The organism is Caulobacter segnis (assembly GCF_031454995.1).
GTDB lineage: Bacteria > Pseudomonadota > Alphaproteobacteria > Caulobacterales > Caulobacteraceae > Caulobacter > Caulobacter segnis_E.
In genome coordinates, this window is the sequence record NZ_JAVDRV010000001.1 from 288,916 (window position 1) to 304,000 (window position 15,085).

The 15,085-nt window shown below is 68.9% G+C and carries 15 protein-coding genes and 2 pseudogenes; 6 read left to right on the forward strand and 11 right to left on the reverse strand.

Annotated elements, in window-relative coordinates:
- Positions 1-125: 125 nt before the first annotated feature.
- Both J2728_RS01405 and J2728_RS01410 read left to right on the forward strand, forming a co-directional pair.
- Entirely contained in the window at positions 126-1,313 is a 1,188-nt protein-coding gene (locus tag J2728_RS01405) for an acetyl-CoA C-acyltransferase (protein ID WP_309995416.1), read from the forward strand.
- A gap of 160 nt (positions 1,314-1,473) precedes the next feature.
- Positions 1,474-1,743 (forward strand): GNAT family N-acetyltransferase, encoded by a 270-nt coding sequence (locus tag J2728_RS01410; RefSeq protein WP_309995418.1) that lies wholly within the window; start codon positions 1,474-1,476, stop codon positions 1,741-1,743.
- A gap of 49 nt (positions 1,744-1,792) precedes the next feature.
- On the opposite strand, the gene J2728_RS01415 is transcribed toward J2728_RS01410, so the two are convergent.
- Positions 1,793-2,287 carry a winged helix-turn-helix transcriptional regulator gene (locus tag J2728_RS01415; RefSeq protein WP_309995420.1) on the reverse strand — a complete coding sequence of 165 codons (495 nt, stop codon included), beginning with the start codon at positions 2,285-2,287 and terminating at the stop codon, positions 1,793-1,795.
- Positions 2,288-2,386: 99 nt separating this feature from the next.
- Here J2728_RS01415 and J2728_RS01420 point away from each other — a divergent pair, with 99 nt between their 5' ends.
- Positions 2,387-3,187, forward strand: coding sequence for an SDR family NAD(P)-dependent oxidoreductase (locus tag J2728_RS01420; protein WP_309995422.1), 801 nt, complete (start codon positions 2,387-2,389; stop codon positions 3,185-3,187).
- 328 nt (positions 3,188-3,515) lie between these two features.
- On the opposite strand, the gene J2728_RS01425 is transcribed toward J2728_RS01420, so the two are convergent.
- Together J2728_RS01425 and J2728_RS01430 are read right to left on the reverse strand one after the other, a co-directional pair.
- Positions 3,516-4,085, reverse strand: coding sequence for an OmpA family protein (locus J2728_RS01425; protein WP_013080478.1), 570 nt, complete (start codon positions 4,083-4,085; stop codon positions 3,516-3,518).
- Positions 4,086-4,268: 183 nt separating this feature from the next.
- Positions 4,269-5,138 (reverse strand): LysR family transcriptional regulator, encoded by an 870-nt coding sequence (locus tag J2728_RS01430; protein ID WP_309995428.1) that lies wholly within the window; start codon positions 5,136-5,138, stop codon positions 4,269-4,271.
- A 95-nt stretch (positions 5,139-5,233) separates the two neighbouring features.
- On the opposite strand from J2728_RS01430, the gene bla reads away from it, so the two are divergent.
- Positions 5,234-6,136 carry a class A beta-lactamase gene (gene bla, locus J2728_RS01435; RefSeq protein WP_309995430.1) on the forward strand — a complete coding sequence of 301 codons (903 nt, stop codon included), beginning with the start codon at positions 5,234-5,236 and terminating at the stop codon, positions 6,134-6,136.
- A 388-nt stretch (positions 6,137-6,524) separates the two neighbouring features.
- Here the strand turns inward: bla and J2728_RS01440 are convergent, their stop codons facing one another.
- The 3 genes and pseudogenes from J2728_RS01440 to J2728_RS01450 all read right to left on the reverse strand — a co-directional run bounded on the left by J2728_RS01440 (position 6,525) and on the right by J2728_RS01450 (position 8,494).
- Positions 6,525-7,235 (reverse strand): RAD23 family protein, encoded by a 711-nt coding sequence (locus J2728_RS01440; protein ID WP_309995432.1) that lies wholly within the window; start codon positions 7,233-7,235, stop codon positions 6,525-6,527.
- A gap of 99 nt (positions 7,236-7,334) precedes the next feature.
- Positions 7,335-7,452: pseudogene (locus J2728_RS01445) on the reverse strand (hypothetical protein); the annotation flags it as partial.
- A 73-nt stretch (positions 7,453-7,525) separates the two neighbouring features.
- Positions 7,526-8,494: an SDR family NAD(P)-dependent oxidoreductase gene (locus J2728_RS01450; protein WP_309995435.1), complete on the reverse strand. Its 969-nt coding sequence runs from the start codon at positions 8,492-8,494 to the stop codon at positions 7,526-7,528.
- Positions 8,495-8,599: 105 nt separating this feature from the next.
- On the opposite strand from J2728_RS01450, the gene J2728_RS01455 reads away from it, so the two are divergent.
- Complete coding sequence (locus tag J2728_RS01455; RefSeq protein ID WP_309995437.1) at positions 8,600-9,190, forward strand: TetR/AcrR family transcriptional regulator; 591 nt, start codon at positions 8,600-8,602, stop codon at positions 9,188-9,190.
- A gap of 22 nt (positions 9,191-9,212) precedes the next feature.
- Here J2728_RS01455 and J2728_RS01460 read toward each other — a convergent pair whose 3' ends face one another.
- Entirely contained in the window at positions 9,213-10,196 is a 984-nt protein-coding gene (locus J2728_RS01460) for a lipase family protein (protein ID WP_309995439.1), read from the reverse strand.
- A 98-nt stretch (positions 10,197-10,294) separates the two neighbouring features.
- A complete protein-coding gene (locus tag J2728_RS01465; protein ID WP_309995440.1) occupies positions 10,295-10,627 on the reverse strand; it encodes a hypothetical protein in 333 nt (110 codons plus the stop codon).
- Positions 10,628-10,678: 51 nt separating this feature from the next.
- On the opposite strand from J2728_RS01465, the pseudogene J2728_RS01470 reads away from it, so the two are divergent.
- Positions 10,679-10,783: pseudogene (locus J2728_RS01470) on the forward strand (hypothetical protein); the annotation flags it as partial.
- Positions 10,784-10,796: 13 nt separating this feature from the next.
- On the opposite strand, the gene clpB reads toward J2728_RS01470, so the two are convergent.
- The 3 genes from clpB to J2728_RS01485 form a co-directional block, all read right to left on the reverse strand.
- Positions 10,797-13,376, reverse strand: coding sequence for an ATP-dependent chaperone ClpB (clpB, locus tag J2728_RS01475; RefSeq protein ID WP_309995442.1), 2,580 nt, complete (start codon positions 13,374-13,376; stop codon positions 10,797-10,799).
- Between the two features lie 96 nt (positions 13,377-13,472).
- The gene (locus tag J2728_RS01480) at positions 13,473-14,228 is read right to left on the reverse strand and encodes a M48 family metallopeptidase (RefSeq protein ID WP_404979683.1); all 756 of its coding nucleotides are present in this window, start codon (positions 14,226-14,228) and stop codon (positions 13,473-13,475) included.
- Positions 14,229-14,347: 119 nt separating this feature from the next.
- Positions 14,348-14,950, reverse strand: coding sequence for a DUF4893 domain-containing protein (locus tag J2728_RS01485; protein WP_309995443.1), 603 nt, complete (start codon positions 14,948-14,950; stop codon positions 14,348-14,350).
- Positions 14,951-15,085: the final 135 nt, after the last annotated feature.

Below are 15,085 nucleotides of genomic sequence, written 5' to 3' on the forward strand. Positions count from 1 at the left end.
GCGGTCTTGATTTTGATGGGCCGCGCTGGCGCCACCGGCTTCTCGCCTTGCCTCGCGGCATGGGGAAGGCCACGTTCGAGCAAGCGCCGATTTCGAGCGCGTTCAATCGCTTTAGGGAGAAAACCATGCCCGCCGCCGATCCCGTCGTCATCGTCTCTTATGCTCGCACCCCGATGGGCGGCTTCCAGGGCGCGCTGGGCGGGGTGAAGGCGACCGAGCTGGGCGCGACCGCCGTGAAGGCCGCGATCGAGCGCGCCGGCGTGTCGGGCGACAAGGTCGAGCAGATCATCATGGGCTGCGTGCTGCCGGCGGGTCTGGGACAGGCCCCCGCCCGCCAGGCGGCGCTGGGCGCGGGGCTTCCGCTCTCGGTCGAGGCCACCACCGTCAACAAGATGTGCGGCAGCGGCATGCAGGCCGCGATCATGGCTCACGACGCCCTGGCGGCCGGCTCGGTCGACCTGGTGGTGGCCGGCGGCATGGAGAGCATGACCGGCGCGCCCTACCTGATGGCCAAGCACCGCGCCGGCGCCCGCATCGGCCACGACCAGATCTGGGACTCCATGTACCTGGACGGTCTCGAGGACGCCTACACGCCCGGCAAGCTGATGGGCGCCTTCGCCGAGGAGACGGCGGCCCAGTACCAGTTCACCCGCGAGGCGATGGACGCCTACGCCACGAAGGGTCTCGCCAAGGCCAAGACCGCCATCCAGAGCGGCGCCTTCAAGGGCGAGATCACGCCGGTCAGCGTCCAGACCCGCAAGGGGACCGAGGTCGTCGACACCGACGAGCAGCCGCTGAAGGCCGATCCGGCCAAGATCCCGACCCTGCGGCCGGCCTTCGCTCGCGACGGCGGCATCACCGCGGCCAACAGCTCCTCGATCAGCGACGGCGCCGCGGCCCTGGTCATGACCCGCGAGAGCGTCGCCAAGGCCCTGGGCCTGCCGATCGTCGCCCGCGTCGCCGGCCACGCCGCCCACGCCCACGAGCCTGGCCTGTTCACCACCGCACCGGTTCCGGCCATGAAGAAGGCGCTGACGAAGGCCGGCTGGAGCGTCGAGGACGTCGACCTGTTCGAGGTCAACGAAGCCTTCGCCGTGGTCGCCATGATCGCCCAGCAGGAGCTGGGCATCCCCGAGGACAAGCTGAACGTCAATGGCGGCGCCTGCGCCCTGGGCCACCCGATCGGCGCCTCGGGCGCGCGCATCCTCTGCACCCTGATCGCGGCGCTACAGGCGCGCGGCGGCAAGAAAGGGCTGGCGTCGCTCTGCATCGGCGGCGGCGAGGCCACGGCGATGGCGGTGGAGTTGGTTTGAACTCACAAATCCTCCCCCTAGCGGGGGAGGTGTCGGCTCGAAGAGACGACGGAGGGGGAAGAGGCAGGCTCTCCGGCACTTCCCCCTCCGGCGCTTCGCGCCACCTCCCCCGCTAGGGGGAGGATCGCAACGCCTCGGCCTCACTCGCGTTGGAAGCATCATGACCGACACCTTCCGCCACAACCCCGAACTCGCCCGCTACGAACTGGAGGTCGACGGCCTGCTGGCCTTCGCCGACTACCAGCGCTCGGGACATCGGCTAGTGATCCCGCACGTCGAGGCCGACCCCGCCCTGCGCGGCACGGGCGCGGCCGGCCGGCTGATGACCAAGGTCGCCGAGACCGCCCGCGCCGAGGGCATGCGGATCACCCCGCTCTGCTCCTACGCGGCGGCCTGGCTGAAGCGGAACGATCCGGACTTGATCGCTTAGACTCCTTCCGCGCCGACCTCCCCGGCGAAGGCCGGGGAAATCGGAAGAACTATTGGACTCGCGTCGCCATGAACGCCACGCGCTCCAGCACCTCGGGCCCCGCCGCCGGTCCGGCCGCGTAGGTGAAATGCTCCGGGGTGATCGGCTTGCCGCTGACCCGGTCCACCAGGATCGGCTCGGCGGGCTCGCCTGTCTCGCGATCGACCAGTTGCCCGGCGATCCCCTCGACCGCGAAGTGCCGGTTGCCGAAGGCCAGCATGGCCGTCAGCACGCCGCCGAAGTCGCGGCCCAAGTCCGTCAGCAGATACTCGTAGCGCGGCGGCCGGGTGCTGTAGGCGCGCTTTTCCAAGAGGCCGTTCTCGACCAAGGCGGCCAGACGCTTGGTCAGGATGTTCGGCGCCACGCCCAGGCTCTTCTGGAACTGATCGAAACGTCCAAGACCCTGACTGGCGTCGCGGAGGATCAAGAAGGTCCAGACATCGCCCACCCGCTTCAGCGTGCGAGCGACCGGACATTGGGTGGGGACGGGTTCGGATTTGCTCATGACGAAACATTTGGCAAGTGACTTGCGAAATGCAAGTTACTTCATAGCTAGGATGACAAGCCGGACCACTGGGGCCACGGCAAGGGACTTCAGAAAACGATGAGCGACATCGACATCCAAGGCGCGGCCCTGATCACCGGCGCTTCCACCGGCATTGGCGCGACCTATGCCGACCGCCTGGCCAAGCGCGGCCAGGACCTGATCCTGGTCGCCCGCGACGAGGCGCGCCTGAACGCCCTGGCCGAGCGCCTGCGCGCCGAGACCGGCGTCAAGGTCGAGGTCATCAAGGCCGACCTGACCAACAAGGCCGACCTTCTGAAGCTCGAAGAGCGCCTGGCGAGCGATGCGGCGATCTCCACGCTGGTCAACAACGCCGGCGTCGCGGGCGCGGGCGACTTCGTCGGGTCCGATCCGGAAGCGTTCGAGAAGATGATCCAGCTTAACGTGACGGCCGTGACCCGGCTGGCGGCGGCGGCGGCCCGAAACTTTGTCCCGCGCGACGCCGGGACGATCATCAACCTGGCTTCGGTGGTCGGCCTGGCGCCGGAGATGGGCTTGCCGGTCTACGGCGCGACCAAGGCCTATGTGATCTATCTGACCCAAGGCCTGCGGGCGCAACTGGCCAAGTCGGCGGTCCGCATCCAGGCGGTGCTGCCGGGCGCGACCCGGACCGAGATCTGGGAGCGGTCAGGCACGGACATCAACGCGATCGACCCGAACATCCTGATGGACGTCGACGACATGGTCGACGCGGCGCTCGCGGGCTTCGACCAGGGCGAGCTGATCACGATCCCGTCGCTGCCCGACGCGGCGGATTGGGAAGGCGCCATGGCCGCCAGGGCCAAGCTCTACCCCAACCTGTCCCGCAGCCAGCCGGCGGATCGGTTCAAGACGGCTTAAGGACGGATCGACATCCAAACACGACCTCGAAGCCAAAATCCTTGCCTTCCTGGGCCTTGTGCCCAGGACCCCTGTCGGAGGCGGGCTCGGCCGTTCAGGATAGCCAAGGCCGGGAGGCCCCGGTCACTGGTCAAAATCGGCGGCGGCGGAACGATGGGTCCTGGGCACAAGGCCCAGGAAGGCGGGATTGATCTCCGCTTCCAACGCCATTCCGTCCCAGGACGGAATCCTCGCCGGCGCGGCGCTCACTCCCGCGCCGGCGAGTCCGCCCAGGAGAGATGGCTCGGCTTGATGCCGACCGAGCCCTCCCTCCGGAACGCGGGGGAAACTAGCTAAGCACCATCACGACGACGCGGCGGTTCTGGGCTCGGCCTTCGCGCGTCTCGTTCGGGGCGACCGGAGCCTCCTGGCCGTAGGAGATCGTCGCCATCCGGTTCAGGGCGACGCCGTGCTGGCTGAGGAACTTGCGCACCGTCTCCGCGCGCTTTTCACCCAGCTCGTCGTTGTATTCCTTCGAGCCCGAGTTGTCGGTGTGACCCTGGATCTCGAGGTAGACGTTCTTGTTGTCGGCCTTCAGCTTCTCGGTGAACTCCGACAGACGTTGCTCGGCCTCGGGCGACAGGGTCGCGGCGTTGACCGGGAACTTCACGGAGTCGTCGGACAGCACGAGGGCGTACTGGAACTTGCCCTCGGCCAGCTTGCCGGCGGCGATGGCGCGGTCCAGGGCCTCCTTGGAGGTCTTGTCCAACTCGCCGATTTGGGTGTCGTGAGCGCTGACCCGCTCGTTGACCGCCCCGACCTGGGTGTTGACGTACTTCTTGGTCGCGCAGCCGCTGACCGTAAGGCCGCCCATCACCAGGGCGGCGGCGACCATCATGGTCTTGGTGCTTGCTATCATCTTGGCTCTCATCCGTAGTGGGCGCGAGGCGTCCTGCAACGCTCGCTGTTTCAAAACGGACAGCCGAACTTGGCTAAAGATAGGCGCGATTCCGGCGCTTCCGGGCCAAGCTTGAGCATTGAATTACAAGCACATTATAGCCGCGCGCGAACCCCGCCGACGCCATTTGGTTCCCATGAAAAATTATCCGTCTTCGGCCTCCGAAAGCCACGCCAGGAAGGCTTTCATCGCCTGAGTCGGCACCTTGGACTTCAGCCAGGCGAGCCAGTAGCGACCCGCGCCGACCTCGATGTCGAAGGGGCGGACCAGGCGTCCTTGGGCGAGATCCCGCGTAAACATATTGGGCGGCGCCAGCGCCACGCCAAGACCCTGGATCGCGGCCTCGACCATCACCCAGGAGCTGTCGAACACCGGCCCGCGGATCGGCGGCGGCGAGAGACCGGCGGCGGCGAACCAGTCGGGCCAGTCGGCGGCGCGGTAGCTGCGCAGCAGGGTCTCGCGGAACAGGTCCTGGGGTTCGGCGAGGCGCTCGGCCACCGCCGGCGCGCACAGCGGGCTCATGGGCGCGGGCAGCAGCGGCGCGGCCTCGGTCCCGTGCCAGGCCCCATCGCCGAAGCGGATCGCGCAGTCCAGCCCCTCCCCCGCCAGGTCGGCGCGGTTGTTGTTGGTGAAGAGGCGCAGGTCCACGAACGGATGCGCCTCGCGGAAGGCCGGCAGGCGCGGCAGCAGCCAGCCGACCGCGAAGGTGCCGACCACCCCGACGCTCAAGACCTCGGTGACCCGCCCGCCCTCGAACCGCGCCAGAGTGTCGTCGAGGCGGTCGAACGACTCCCGCACGCTGGGCAGCAGCGCCAGCCCCTCGTCGGTCAGGGCCAGCCCGCGCGGCAGACGCCGAAACAACGCCGCGCCCAGCCGGGTCTCCAGCCCCTTCACCTGATGGCTGACCGCCGCCTGGGTCACGCACAGCTCGATGGCGGCCTTGGTGAAGGACAGGTGGCGGGCCGAGGCCTCGAAGGCGCGCAGGGCATTGAGGGGCAGTTGGGCGCGGCTCACGCGTCAGACCCTAATCCAGCTAATGGGTGCGCCAAGCTATCGTCGTTTGCGCTGAAAGCCAGGCCTGGGCAGTTTCCGCGCCGAGGAGACCCCACATGCTGCATCGTAGAACCCTGATCACGGCCCTGACGGCCGCGCCCGCCCTGCTGTCCGCCGCCCGCCCCGTCCTGGCGGGCGACCGCGCCGCGGCGTCAAAAGCCCTTAGCTCACGTATTAACGAATTGGAGCGCGCCAGCGGCGGCCGGATCGGCCTGGCGGTGCTGGACACCCACGATGGCCGCCGTTTCGCCTGGCGCGGCGACCAGCGCTTCCGCATGTGCAGCACGATCAAGGCGCCGCTCAGCGCCGCCATCCTGCGCCGCGTCGACCAGGGCCGCGAGCGGCTGGATCGGCGCGTGACCTTCGGGCCCGAGGTGCTGATGGACAACTCGCCGATCGTCGAGAAACACGTCCGGGACGGCATGACGATCGGCCAGCTTTGCGAGGCGACCATCACCGTTAGCGACAACGCCGCGGCCAACCTGCTGTTCGAGGCCCTGGGCGGTCCGAGCGGCGGGCCGGCGGCCCTGACCCGATTCCTGCGGGCCGTCGGCGACCAGACCACCCGCAGCGACCGGCTGGAGCCGGAACTGAACCGCGGCGCGCCCGACGATCCGCGCGACACCACAACGCCCGCCGCCATGCTGGCGACCTGGAAGACCCTGCTGCTGGACGACGCCCTCTCCCCCGCCTCGCGCCAGCAATTTCGCGACTGGCTGATCGCCAACAAGACCGGCGACCGGCGGCTGCGGGCGGGCCTGCCGCCCGGCTGGCGCGTCGGCGACAAGACCGGCAACAACGGCCGCGACATCACCAACGACGTCGCCATCGCTTGGCCGCCGGGCCGGGGGCCGGTGTTGATCGCCGTCTTCCACGATCGCGGCGGCGACGATGCCGCCCGCAACACCGTCCACGCGAACGTGGCCCGGGCAGTCGTGAAGGCGGGGTTCGGGGGCTAGCGCGAAAAGTTATCCACAGGACGTCCTCTCCCCTTGCGGGAGAGGGTGGCCGGCCCCCGGGTCGCGCAAAGCGCGCGCCCGAGGATAAACTCCGGCGGTCGGGTGAGGGGTCACTCCGATCCGCCCGCTCAACCCCTCATCCGGCCCTTCGGGCCACCTTCTCCCGCAAGGGGAGAAGGATCCATTCCCGTACCTTTCCCCGCCTAGAAACGACCATTTCCGTCGCGCCACGCCGACCCAGACGAAAACGCAGGCTTCTTACGCACGGTGGTCGCGGCGCCCTCATGCTTTGACCTCATGAGCAAGCGACGGTAGCGGCTTGGCCGCCGTCGCTGGAAACCGTGAGACCCGACAGGGGTAAGCGAACGGGGCAAGCGAACCGAGCGCGCTAGACGCGAAGGCGCATGCCGTGGATTTCCACATAGGCCGGTCGATAGTCGTCGGGCCGTGAGCCGCGATCGGTCAGGAAGTCCACCGCCCTCTGAACGTTCGCATGCTTGAACTCGTAGTCTTCGCTGGCTTTCACCAGCGGCTCCAGTTTCGCCAGCAGCGCGCGAGCCTCCACGGGCGTCACCTGATCGGTGTCTCGACTATCGAGATCACGCCAAATCATCATGACCGCCTCGTGGTTGGCTCTGCCGGCCTCATTCTGAGCGACCAACCACGTCCGGTCTTCGGGCGTCAGGTTCTCGAAATCGATGTCTTTGATGGAGCGAGGCTTCGTCGGGGCCGACTCGGTCTTCGCCTCGGGCGCGGCCGTCGAAGGAGCCGCCTGAGGTTCCGGCTCGAGAGCGGGCGTCGCTGGCGTCGATGATGTCGGGGACGGGGACCGGACGCTAGAGTCCGGCCGCGCCTGGACGGCCGCCCGGGCCTGGGCCAGGGCCGTCTGGGCCGCCTGGCTCAACGAGACCGTGACCGCCGGCCGCTCGGTCGCTTTTGCCGGGAGCTCGGCTGCTTTAGCCGGGGCAGCCTTCATCGCGCGGTCGGCGCGCAAGGCGGCGGTGCGGATCAGATTGGCGGTGTCATCGCTCGAAGCGCCCAGCCGTCCTCGGCCCAGCAGCGCCGACATCGCCAGATAGGAATTGCTAACGCGGTTCACGGAACCCGTCCTCTCCGTTCGCGCCGAGGCGCATGGCGCTAGCCATGCACGACTCGGGCCAACCTGAAGGCGAGCGGCCAATCGCCGGGGTAGAGCGCTCTAGCTCCCCTCCTCGTCCACATAGATCACCACCGGCTTGCCGCGCGACAACGGCTCCCCAGCCGGCCTCGATGGCCGAGGCGATGGCCTTGGCGACGATACGGACCGGGATCCGCGAGGCTTCAGCGGCCGGGTTCGGGGCCTAGCGCGCCCAGCCTTGAGGACCAGGCGCGCGCCGTGGCGGTCGGCGGCTAGAACGCCTCGCCGACCATCTTCTCGCTCAACGCCCACAGGGCCTGGGCGCGCGCCGGGTCGACGGCGTAGGGACGGACGCCAGCGCGGAGCAACGAGTCGCTCTCGACCCGTTCGGCCACGTGACAGTCCTCGCAATAGCGTCCGCCGACGGACTCGGCAGGCGCCACGACCCCGGCCCACACGCTGGTCGCCGCGCCTTGCGGAATGGTCTTCATCTGGATCGGCGGCTGCCCCTGGGCGGCGGCCTCCGCGTTCAATTGGTCCAGCCACTGCTGGATGAAAGCCGGGTCCATGTGTCGGCTCAGCTCGGTATGGATGCCGCCCGGATGCACGGCGGCGGCCCGGACGCCGCGCGCCTTGTGCCGGCGGTCGAACTCGACGGCGAACAGGACGTTGGCGGTCTTGGAGCGGCCATAGGCGCCAAACGGCGTGTACTCGGTGGTCTCGAAGTTCGGGTCCTCGAGGTCGACGTCCGAGAAGCGATGGCCGGCCGAAGCCAGCGACACCACGCGCGAGCCCGCCTTCAGCAGGTCGGCGATGCGGTTGACGAACACGAAGTGGCCGAGGTGATTGGTCCCGAACTGGGTCTCGAAGCCGTCGACGGTCTTGCCGAACGGCGGGGCCATGACGCCGGCGTTGGCGATGACCAGATCGAACGGGCGCCCGTCCGTGACCAGGGCGTCGGCGGCGGCGCGGACGCTTTTCAGGTCCGCCAGATCAAGCTCGATCAACCGCAGCGAGCCGCCGCTCGCCTCGGCCGCTTGGCGCACGACGGCGGTCGCGCCCTCGGCCTTGGCCAGGTCGCGGGCCGCGCCGACGACATCCGCGCCGTGGGCGGCCAGGGCGCGGGCGGTCTCGACGCCCAGGCCAGCCGAAACGCCGGTGACCAGCACCCGCTTGCCCTTGAGATCGACGCCGGCCAGAACGTCGTCGGTGGTGGATGTGGCGCCGAAGGTATTGCTCATGGCTCTCTCGTCCCGCTGATGGGTTGTTGTCCGAGCCGATCCGGAGGATAAGTGGAGGAAGGCTCCGGATAGATATTCGGAGGCGCCCTCCGTTTTTCAAGGTCGATGCCGAAAGATTCTCAAACCCCAAAGGAAAAGGGGGTCCGCGGACCTCGCGCCGACAGCCTGCGCAACCGCGAGCGGCTGCTGTCCGCCGCCAAGACGGCTTTCGGCGAGATGGGCGCTGAAGCGCCCCTAGAGGAGATCGCCCGGCGAGCCGGCGTCGGCATCGGCACGCTCTATCGCCACTTCCCGACCCGCGAGGCGTTGGTCGCGGCCGTCTATGCGCGCGAGATCGAGCAGTTGGCCGCCTCGGCCGACGCGCTCTTGGCGCGCGAGCCGGCGGGCCAGGCCCTAGGGGCCTGGCTCGACCTGTTGATCGACTACGTGGCCACCAAGCGCGTCATCGCCCCCGCCCTGCGCGCCGATCCCGGCGAGGGCTCGCGGCTCTACGCCAGCTCGGGCGGAACGATCCTGGCGACCCTCCAGAAGCTGACCGACGCCGCTCACGACGCCGGCGACATCCGTCCGGACATCGGCTTCGAGGACATCCTGCGCATGATGAGCGGCCTTAGCCAGGGCTACGATCAGCCCGGCTGGGACGCCGGCGCGCGGCGGTTGCTGAGCGTGATGATGGCGGGGTTGCGCGCCAGCTAGGGCGCCCGCCGCCAGGTCCGGATCACGCCGTCGCCGGCGGCAGCGGCTGGGTCGGCGGTTGAGGCGGGACGCCCCCCGCCTGCCAGCCCGGCGCGCGCAGGTTGGCCGCCGCGATCAGTTTCGCGCGATAGAGGCCGATCATGTGGTCGTCGATCAGGGGGAACTTGCGCGAGAAGAACCACCAAACTCCGAACCAGGCGAAGCGCAGGACGAGCGAGATCGGCGTGCGCTCGTGCCGTCGCAGCTCGCCGGATCGGCTGAGCACGCGCACGTCGCCGCCGTGCGAGAACCCCATCCAGGGCGGCGGCACGGAAGGGACGACGTCGCGCGAATTGACCAGGCGGTAGTGCGGGCACTTCACCTCGGCGTCGAACCGCTTCTCGCCCACGCGCGGGGAGCCGAACGTGTAGCAGGCGGCCAGGGTGTCGCGCTCGAACGCCGCCGAGGCGATCTGGGCCAGGGCGCCGCCCAGGGAGTGCCCGGTGATGTACAGACCCTTGTCGACGGGCGTCTTGCGGGGATCGTCCAGGTCCGCCCGGATTTCCGCCTCGACCTTCTGGAAGGCTTCGAGGAAGCCCTGATGGACACGCACCGCGCCGACCATCGTGCTCAGCGGCGTCAGCCGCGCGGTCAGATTGACCGACCAGTCCCTCTGGTCCTGGGTGCCGCGGAAGGCCAGGACGGTCATCTGGTCGCTGGTCGCCAGATAGGCCTGGGTGCCGATCGGCGTGTCGTACACCCCGACCAGCTTGAACGCCCCGCTGTTCAGCCGAACCTTCATCAGGTCGAGGCCCGCGCCCGTCTGGTCCTCGAAATTATCGTAGGCGACCCCACACAGCGACGCCATCAGCGCGCAGGTGCGGTCCGAATAGGCCGCGCGCCAAGTCGGCGCGGCGGCGACCATGGCCGGCGTGATCGGACTGAGCTGGCCGGCGAGTTCTCGCGCGCGCCGAGTGACCTCGGCGAACTCCGCTTCGAGCGCCCGGACCGCCGATTGATCGCTCATGCCAAAGCCCCCGGCGGCACGTGAAAACGCTCAATGGTTGTCTTGAGACGTTAGCACCACCGAAGTCCAGATCAAGACGTCCCGGGCGAAGAGCGCCCTTAAGCCCCCTCCTCGTCGACATAGATCACCACCGGCTTGCCGCGCGACAGCGGTTCCCAGCCCGCCTCGATGGCCGAGGCGATGGCTTTCGCCACGACGCGCACGGGGATCTGCGAGGGCTTCAGCGGCGGGGCGCTGAACTTGGGCTTGGGGCCGGGCGGGAACTCGATCATCGCCTCGCGCTGGCCTTCCTTATGGCGGACAGCCAGCACCTTTCCGTGCCGCTCGGACGGGTCGTAGGACCACTGCGGCAGGCGGTGCAGCCGCCACACATAGGGGTCACCGTCGACCTCGATGTCGAACTCGACGATCAGCTTGTTGGGTTTAGCCATGAGCGGAGATAGCGCGAAGGGCGGCGGAGAAAAAGCCTCCCCCTTCTCCCCTTGCGGGAGAAGGTGTCGCTGAAAGCGACGGATGAGGGGGCGCGTGGACGAAACCCCTCACCCGACCCACTTCGCGGGCCACCCTCTCCCGCAGGGGGAGAGGGACCCATTTTCGCGCTTACTGCAGCACCGCCTTGCCGAACGACAGCTGCCCATCGGCGACGCCGACGGCGATGACGCCGCCGTCCTCGATCTCGCCGGCCAGCAGCTTCTTGGCGATCGGGTCGACCAGTTCCTTCTGGATCACGCGCTTCAAGGGGCGCGCGCCGTAGACGGGGTCATAGCCCTTGTCGGCCAGCCAGTTCAGGGCCTCGGCGTCCAGCGCCAGGCTCATGCGGCGATCGGCCAGCAGCTTTTCGACGCGCTGCAGCTGGATGCGGACGATGTCGCCCATGTTGTGACGCGACAGGCGCTTGAACAGGATGATCTCGTCGATCCGGTTCAGGAACTCGGGGCGGAAGTGGCCGCGCACCATGTTCATCACCATCGGCCGAACGGCCTCGACGTCCTCGCCCTCCTCCTGGTTGGCCAGGAATTCCGCGCCCAGGTTGCTGGTCATGATGATCAGCGTGTTGCGGAAGTCGACCGTGCGGCCCTGACCGTCGGTCAGGCGACCATCGTCCAGCACCTGCAGCAGCACGTTGAAGACGTCGGGGTGAGCCTTCTCGATCTCGTCGAACAGCACCACCTGGTACGGACGGCGACGGACGGCCTCCGTCAGCGCCCCGCCCTCGTCGTAGCCGACATAGCCAGGAGGCGCGCCGATCAGGCGGCTGACCGAGTGCTTTTCCATGTACTCGGACATGTCCATCCGGGTGATGGCCGCCTCGTCGGCGAACAGGAACTCGGCCAGGCTCTTGGTCAGCTCGGTCTTGCCCACGCCCGTCGGGCCCAGGAACAAGAAGCTGCCGATCGGCTTGGACGGATCCTGCAGGCCGGCGCGGGCGCGGCGGACGGCGTCGGAGACGGCCTCCAGGGCCTCGTCCTGACCGACCACGCGGCCGCGCAGCTGGTCTTCCATCTTCAGCAGCTTGTCGCGCTCGCCTTCCAGCATCTTCTCGACGGGCACGCCGGTCCAGCGGCTGACGACGGCGGCGATCTGCTCGGCGTCGACGACCTCGGGCGTGAGGGCCTGGGCGTCGCCCTGCTCGGCCTCGGCCAGGCGCTTTTCCAGGGCCGGGATCTCGCCGTACTGGATCTGGCCGGCGCGGGCGAAGTCGCCAGCGCGCTGGGCGTTGGCGAGGTCGGCGCGCAGGCGGTCGAGGGCTTCACGGGCTTGCGCCGCGCCGCCGACCTTTTCCTTTTCGGCCTTCCACTTGGCGGTCATCTCGTCCGACCGGAACTGCAGGTCGTCGATTTCCGTCTCGAGGTTCTCCAGGCGCTGGCGCGAGGCCGCGTCGGTTTCCTTCGAGAGGGCCTCGCGCTCGATCTTCAGCTGCACCAGGCGCCGGTCGATCTCGTCCAGCTCCTCGGGCTTGCTGTCGATCTGCATGCGCACGCGGCTGGAGGCCTCGTCCACCAGGTCGATCGCCTTGTCGGGCAGGAAGCGGTCGGCGATGTAGCGGTTGCTCAGGGTCGCGGCGGCGACGATGGCGCTGTCGCTGATCCGCACCCCGTGGTGGACCTCGTACTTCTCCTTCAGGCCGCGCAGGATCGAGATGGTGTCCTCGACCGTCGGCTCGCTGACGAAGACGGGCTGGAAGCGACGAGCCAGGGCCGCGTCCTTCTCGACGTGCTTGCGGTACTCGTCCAGCGTGGTGGCGCCGACGCAGTGCAGCTCGCCACGCGCCAGGGCGGGCTTCAAGAGGTTGGAGGCGTCCATCGCGCCGTCGCTCTTGCCGGCCCCGACCAGGGTGTGCATCTCGTCGATGAACAGGATGATCGAGCCCTCGGCCGCCGTCGTCTCGGCCAGGACGGCCTTCAGGCGCTCCTCGAACTCGCCGCGGTATTTCGCGCCGGCGATCAGGCTGCCCATGTCGAGGGAGAGCAGCTTCTTGTCCTTCAGGCTTTCGGGCACGTCGCCGTTGACGATGCGCAGGGCCAAGCCCTCGACGATGGCGGTCTTGCCGACGCCGGGCTCGCCGATCAGGACGGGGTTGTTCTTGGTGCGACGCGACAGGACCTGGATCGTGCGGCGGATCTCCTCGTCGCGGCCGATCACCGGGTCCAGCTTGCCGTCGCGGGCGGCCTGGGTCAGGTCGCGGGCGTAGCGCTTCAGGGCGTCATAGCCCTCCTCGGCGTTGGCGTTGTCGGCGGTGCGGCCCTTGCGGATGGCGTTGGCGGCGGTCTCCAGGCTCTGGGCCGAGACGCCCGCCTCCTTGAACAGCTTGGCCGCCTCGCCGCCTTCCTTGGCGAGGGCGATCAGCAGGCGCTCGGTGGTGACGAAGGCGTCGCCGGCGGTCTTGGCGGCCTTCTCGGCCTCCGCGAACACGCGGGCGGTGTCGGGTTTCATGTAGAGCTGGCCGCCGGCGCCGTCGACGCGCGGGGTCTTGGCCAGCAGGGTCTCGACGCCGCCGTCCAACTGGTCGGGGCGGCCGCCGGCGCTCTGGATCAGGGCGCGGGAAAGCCCGTCCTTTTCCTCGAGCAGGACCTTGAGAATGTGTTCGGGCGCGAACTGCTGATGGCCGCGCGCGAGGGCCAGGCTCTGGGCCGACTGAACGGCCTGCTTGGCGCGGTCGGAGTAGAGATCGATGTTCATAATGTCCCCTTCCTAGGCGGATCGGGACGCGTCGCCTTGATGAAGCACAACACGTCCTGACGGGCATTTAGGTGTGGCCATTCAGCCACACAAGGGCTACCAGCCCTTGCTGGCCAGATATCGTTCCAGAGCCTGGATCCGCACGGTGTCCGACGGGTGGGTCGAGCCCAGATCGCCGCCGCCCTGGCCCTTCGCCTGGTCCGCCGCCTGCATGTTTTCCCACAGCTTGACCGCCTCGCGGGGGCGGTAGCCGGCGCGCTGCATGAAGTCGACGCCCATGCGGTCGGCCTCCAGCTCCTGCTTGCGCGAGAAGGGCAGCAGCACGCCGTACTTGGCCGCGTCGTCGCCGTGGTCCTTCAAGAGCTTGCCGAAGTCGGTGCCGCCCGCCGCCGCGCCGGCGATGCCCAGCAGCACCTTGGCCGTGGTCTGCTGCGAGACCCGCTCGGCGGCGTGGCGGGCGACGACGTGGCCGGCCTCGTGGCCGATCACGGCCGCCAGCTGGTCGTCGTTCTCGACCATGGCCAGAAGGCCCACCGTGACCCCGACATGGCCGCCCGGCAGCACGAAGGCGTTGGGCGCCTCGTCCAGGAACACCGCGTAGTCCCAGGGCCGATCGGAAAGGCCCGCGGCGTTGATCACGCGCTGCCCGACGGCGCGCACGCGATCGTTCTTGCGCGGCTCCTTGGAGATGTAGGCCGTGCGCAGGGTGTCGGCCCAGGCCTTCTCGCCATCGCGGGCCAGGCTGTCGTCATTGACGATCAGCAGTTGGTCGCGACCGAGGTCGGCGTTGTAGGCGCAACCGCCCAGCGCCGTCGCGGCGGCGAACAGAAGCGGCAGGGTCAGGCGGCGCATGGCGATCAGTATGTTTCCAACTCGACACAAGCTTATCGGCGCCCGTATCCCTGACGCAACGGCCTCCGCTTCGCCTTACCGAAATGTCATGGCGAGGGGCGACAGACCGCGCGGCCGGTTCAGCGCCGCAGCTCCAGCAGGTCCAGCTTGGACTCCTGCTTGGGCCAGGGCAGGGCCAGGCGATAGCGGCCCGCGCCGATGCGCTCCATGACGCCGACCTGATCGCGCTCCGGGTCACGACCGTAGCGCGCGTAACCCTCGTCCGCGCCCCAGGCCACGGCGCCCAGGAACACCAGCCGGCGCGCGGCGTCCGGATAGAGATTGCCGTACTGTCGCTGCGAGCCGGTGACCTTTTCGAGCACCAGGTCGCCGCCCGGCGTCAGCTCCACCCGGCAGCGGAACCAGCCATAGGCCACGAACGGCAGGCCGTTGCTCGGCGAGCCCAGCTTGATCGTTCGGCAGCGGTAGTTTCCGGGCGTCGGTTGCGGGCGGGACAGCGAGACGCGCGGATCGGTCACCGCGCCCAGGGCCTTCACCTGCCGCCCGTAGCCGCCGGCGCGCGCCTGAGCCAGCGCTTCGCTCCAGGCCCGGTCCAGCCGCTCCAAGCGGCGGACGTCGCCGGACTTGGCGTCGGCGCGCCAGTCGCCCGACGCGGCGCCAAAGGCAGCCGAGGCCGGTCCGGCGACGGCGAGGGACAGAGCGAAGGCGGCGGCGAGGCGCATGGAGGGCTCCTGAGCTTGACGATCAGGGCTAACGCCAGGCGACGGCGGAAGTTCGGCGGTCCGGCGTTTTGGGCGCTCAAGAAAAAGGGAGCCGCTTTCACGGCTCCCTTCCAAGATGGCGACGATGGCGGCGTC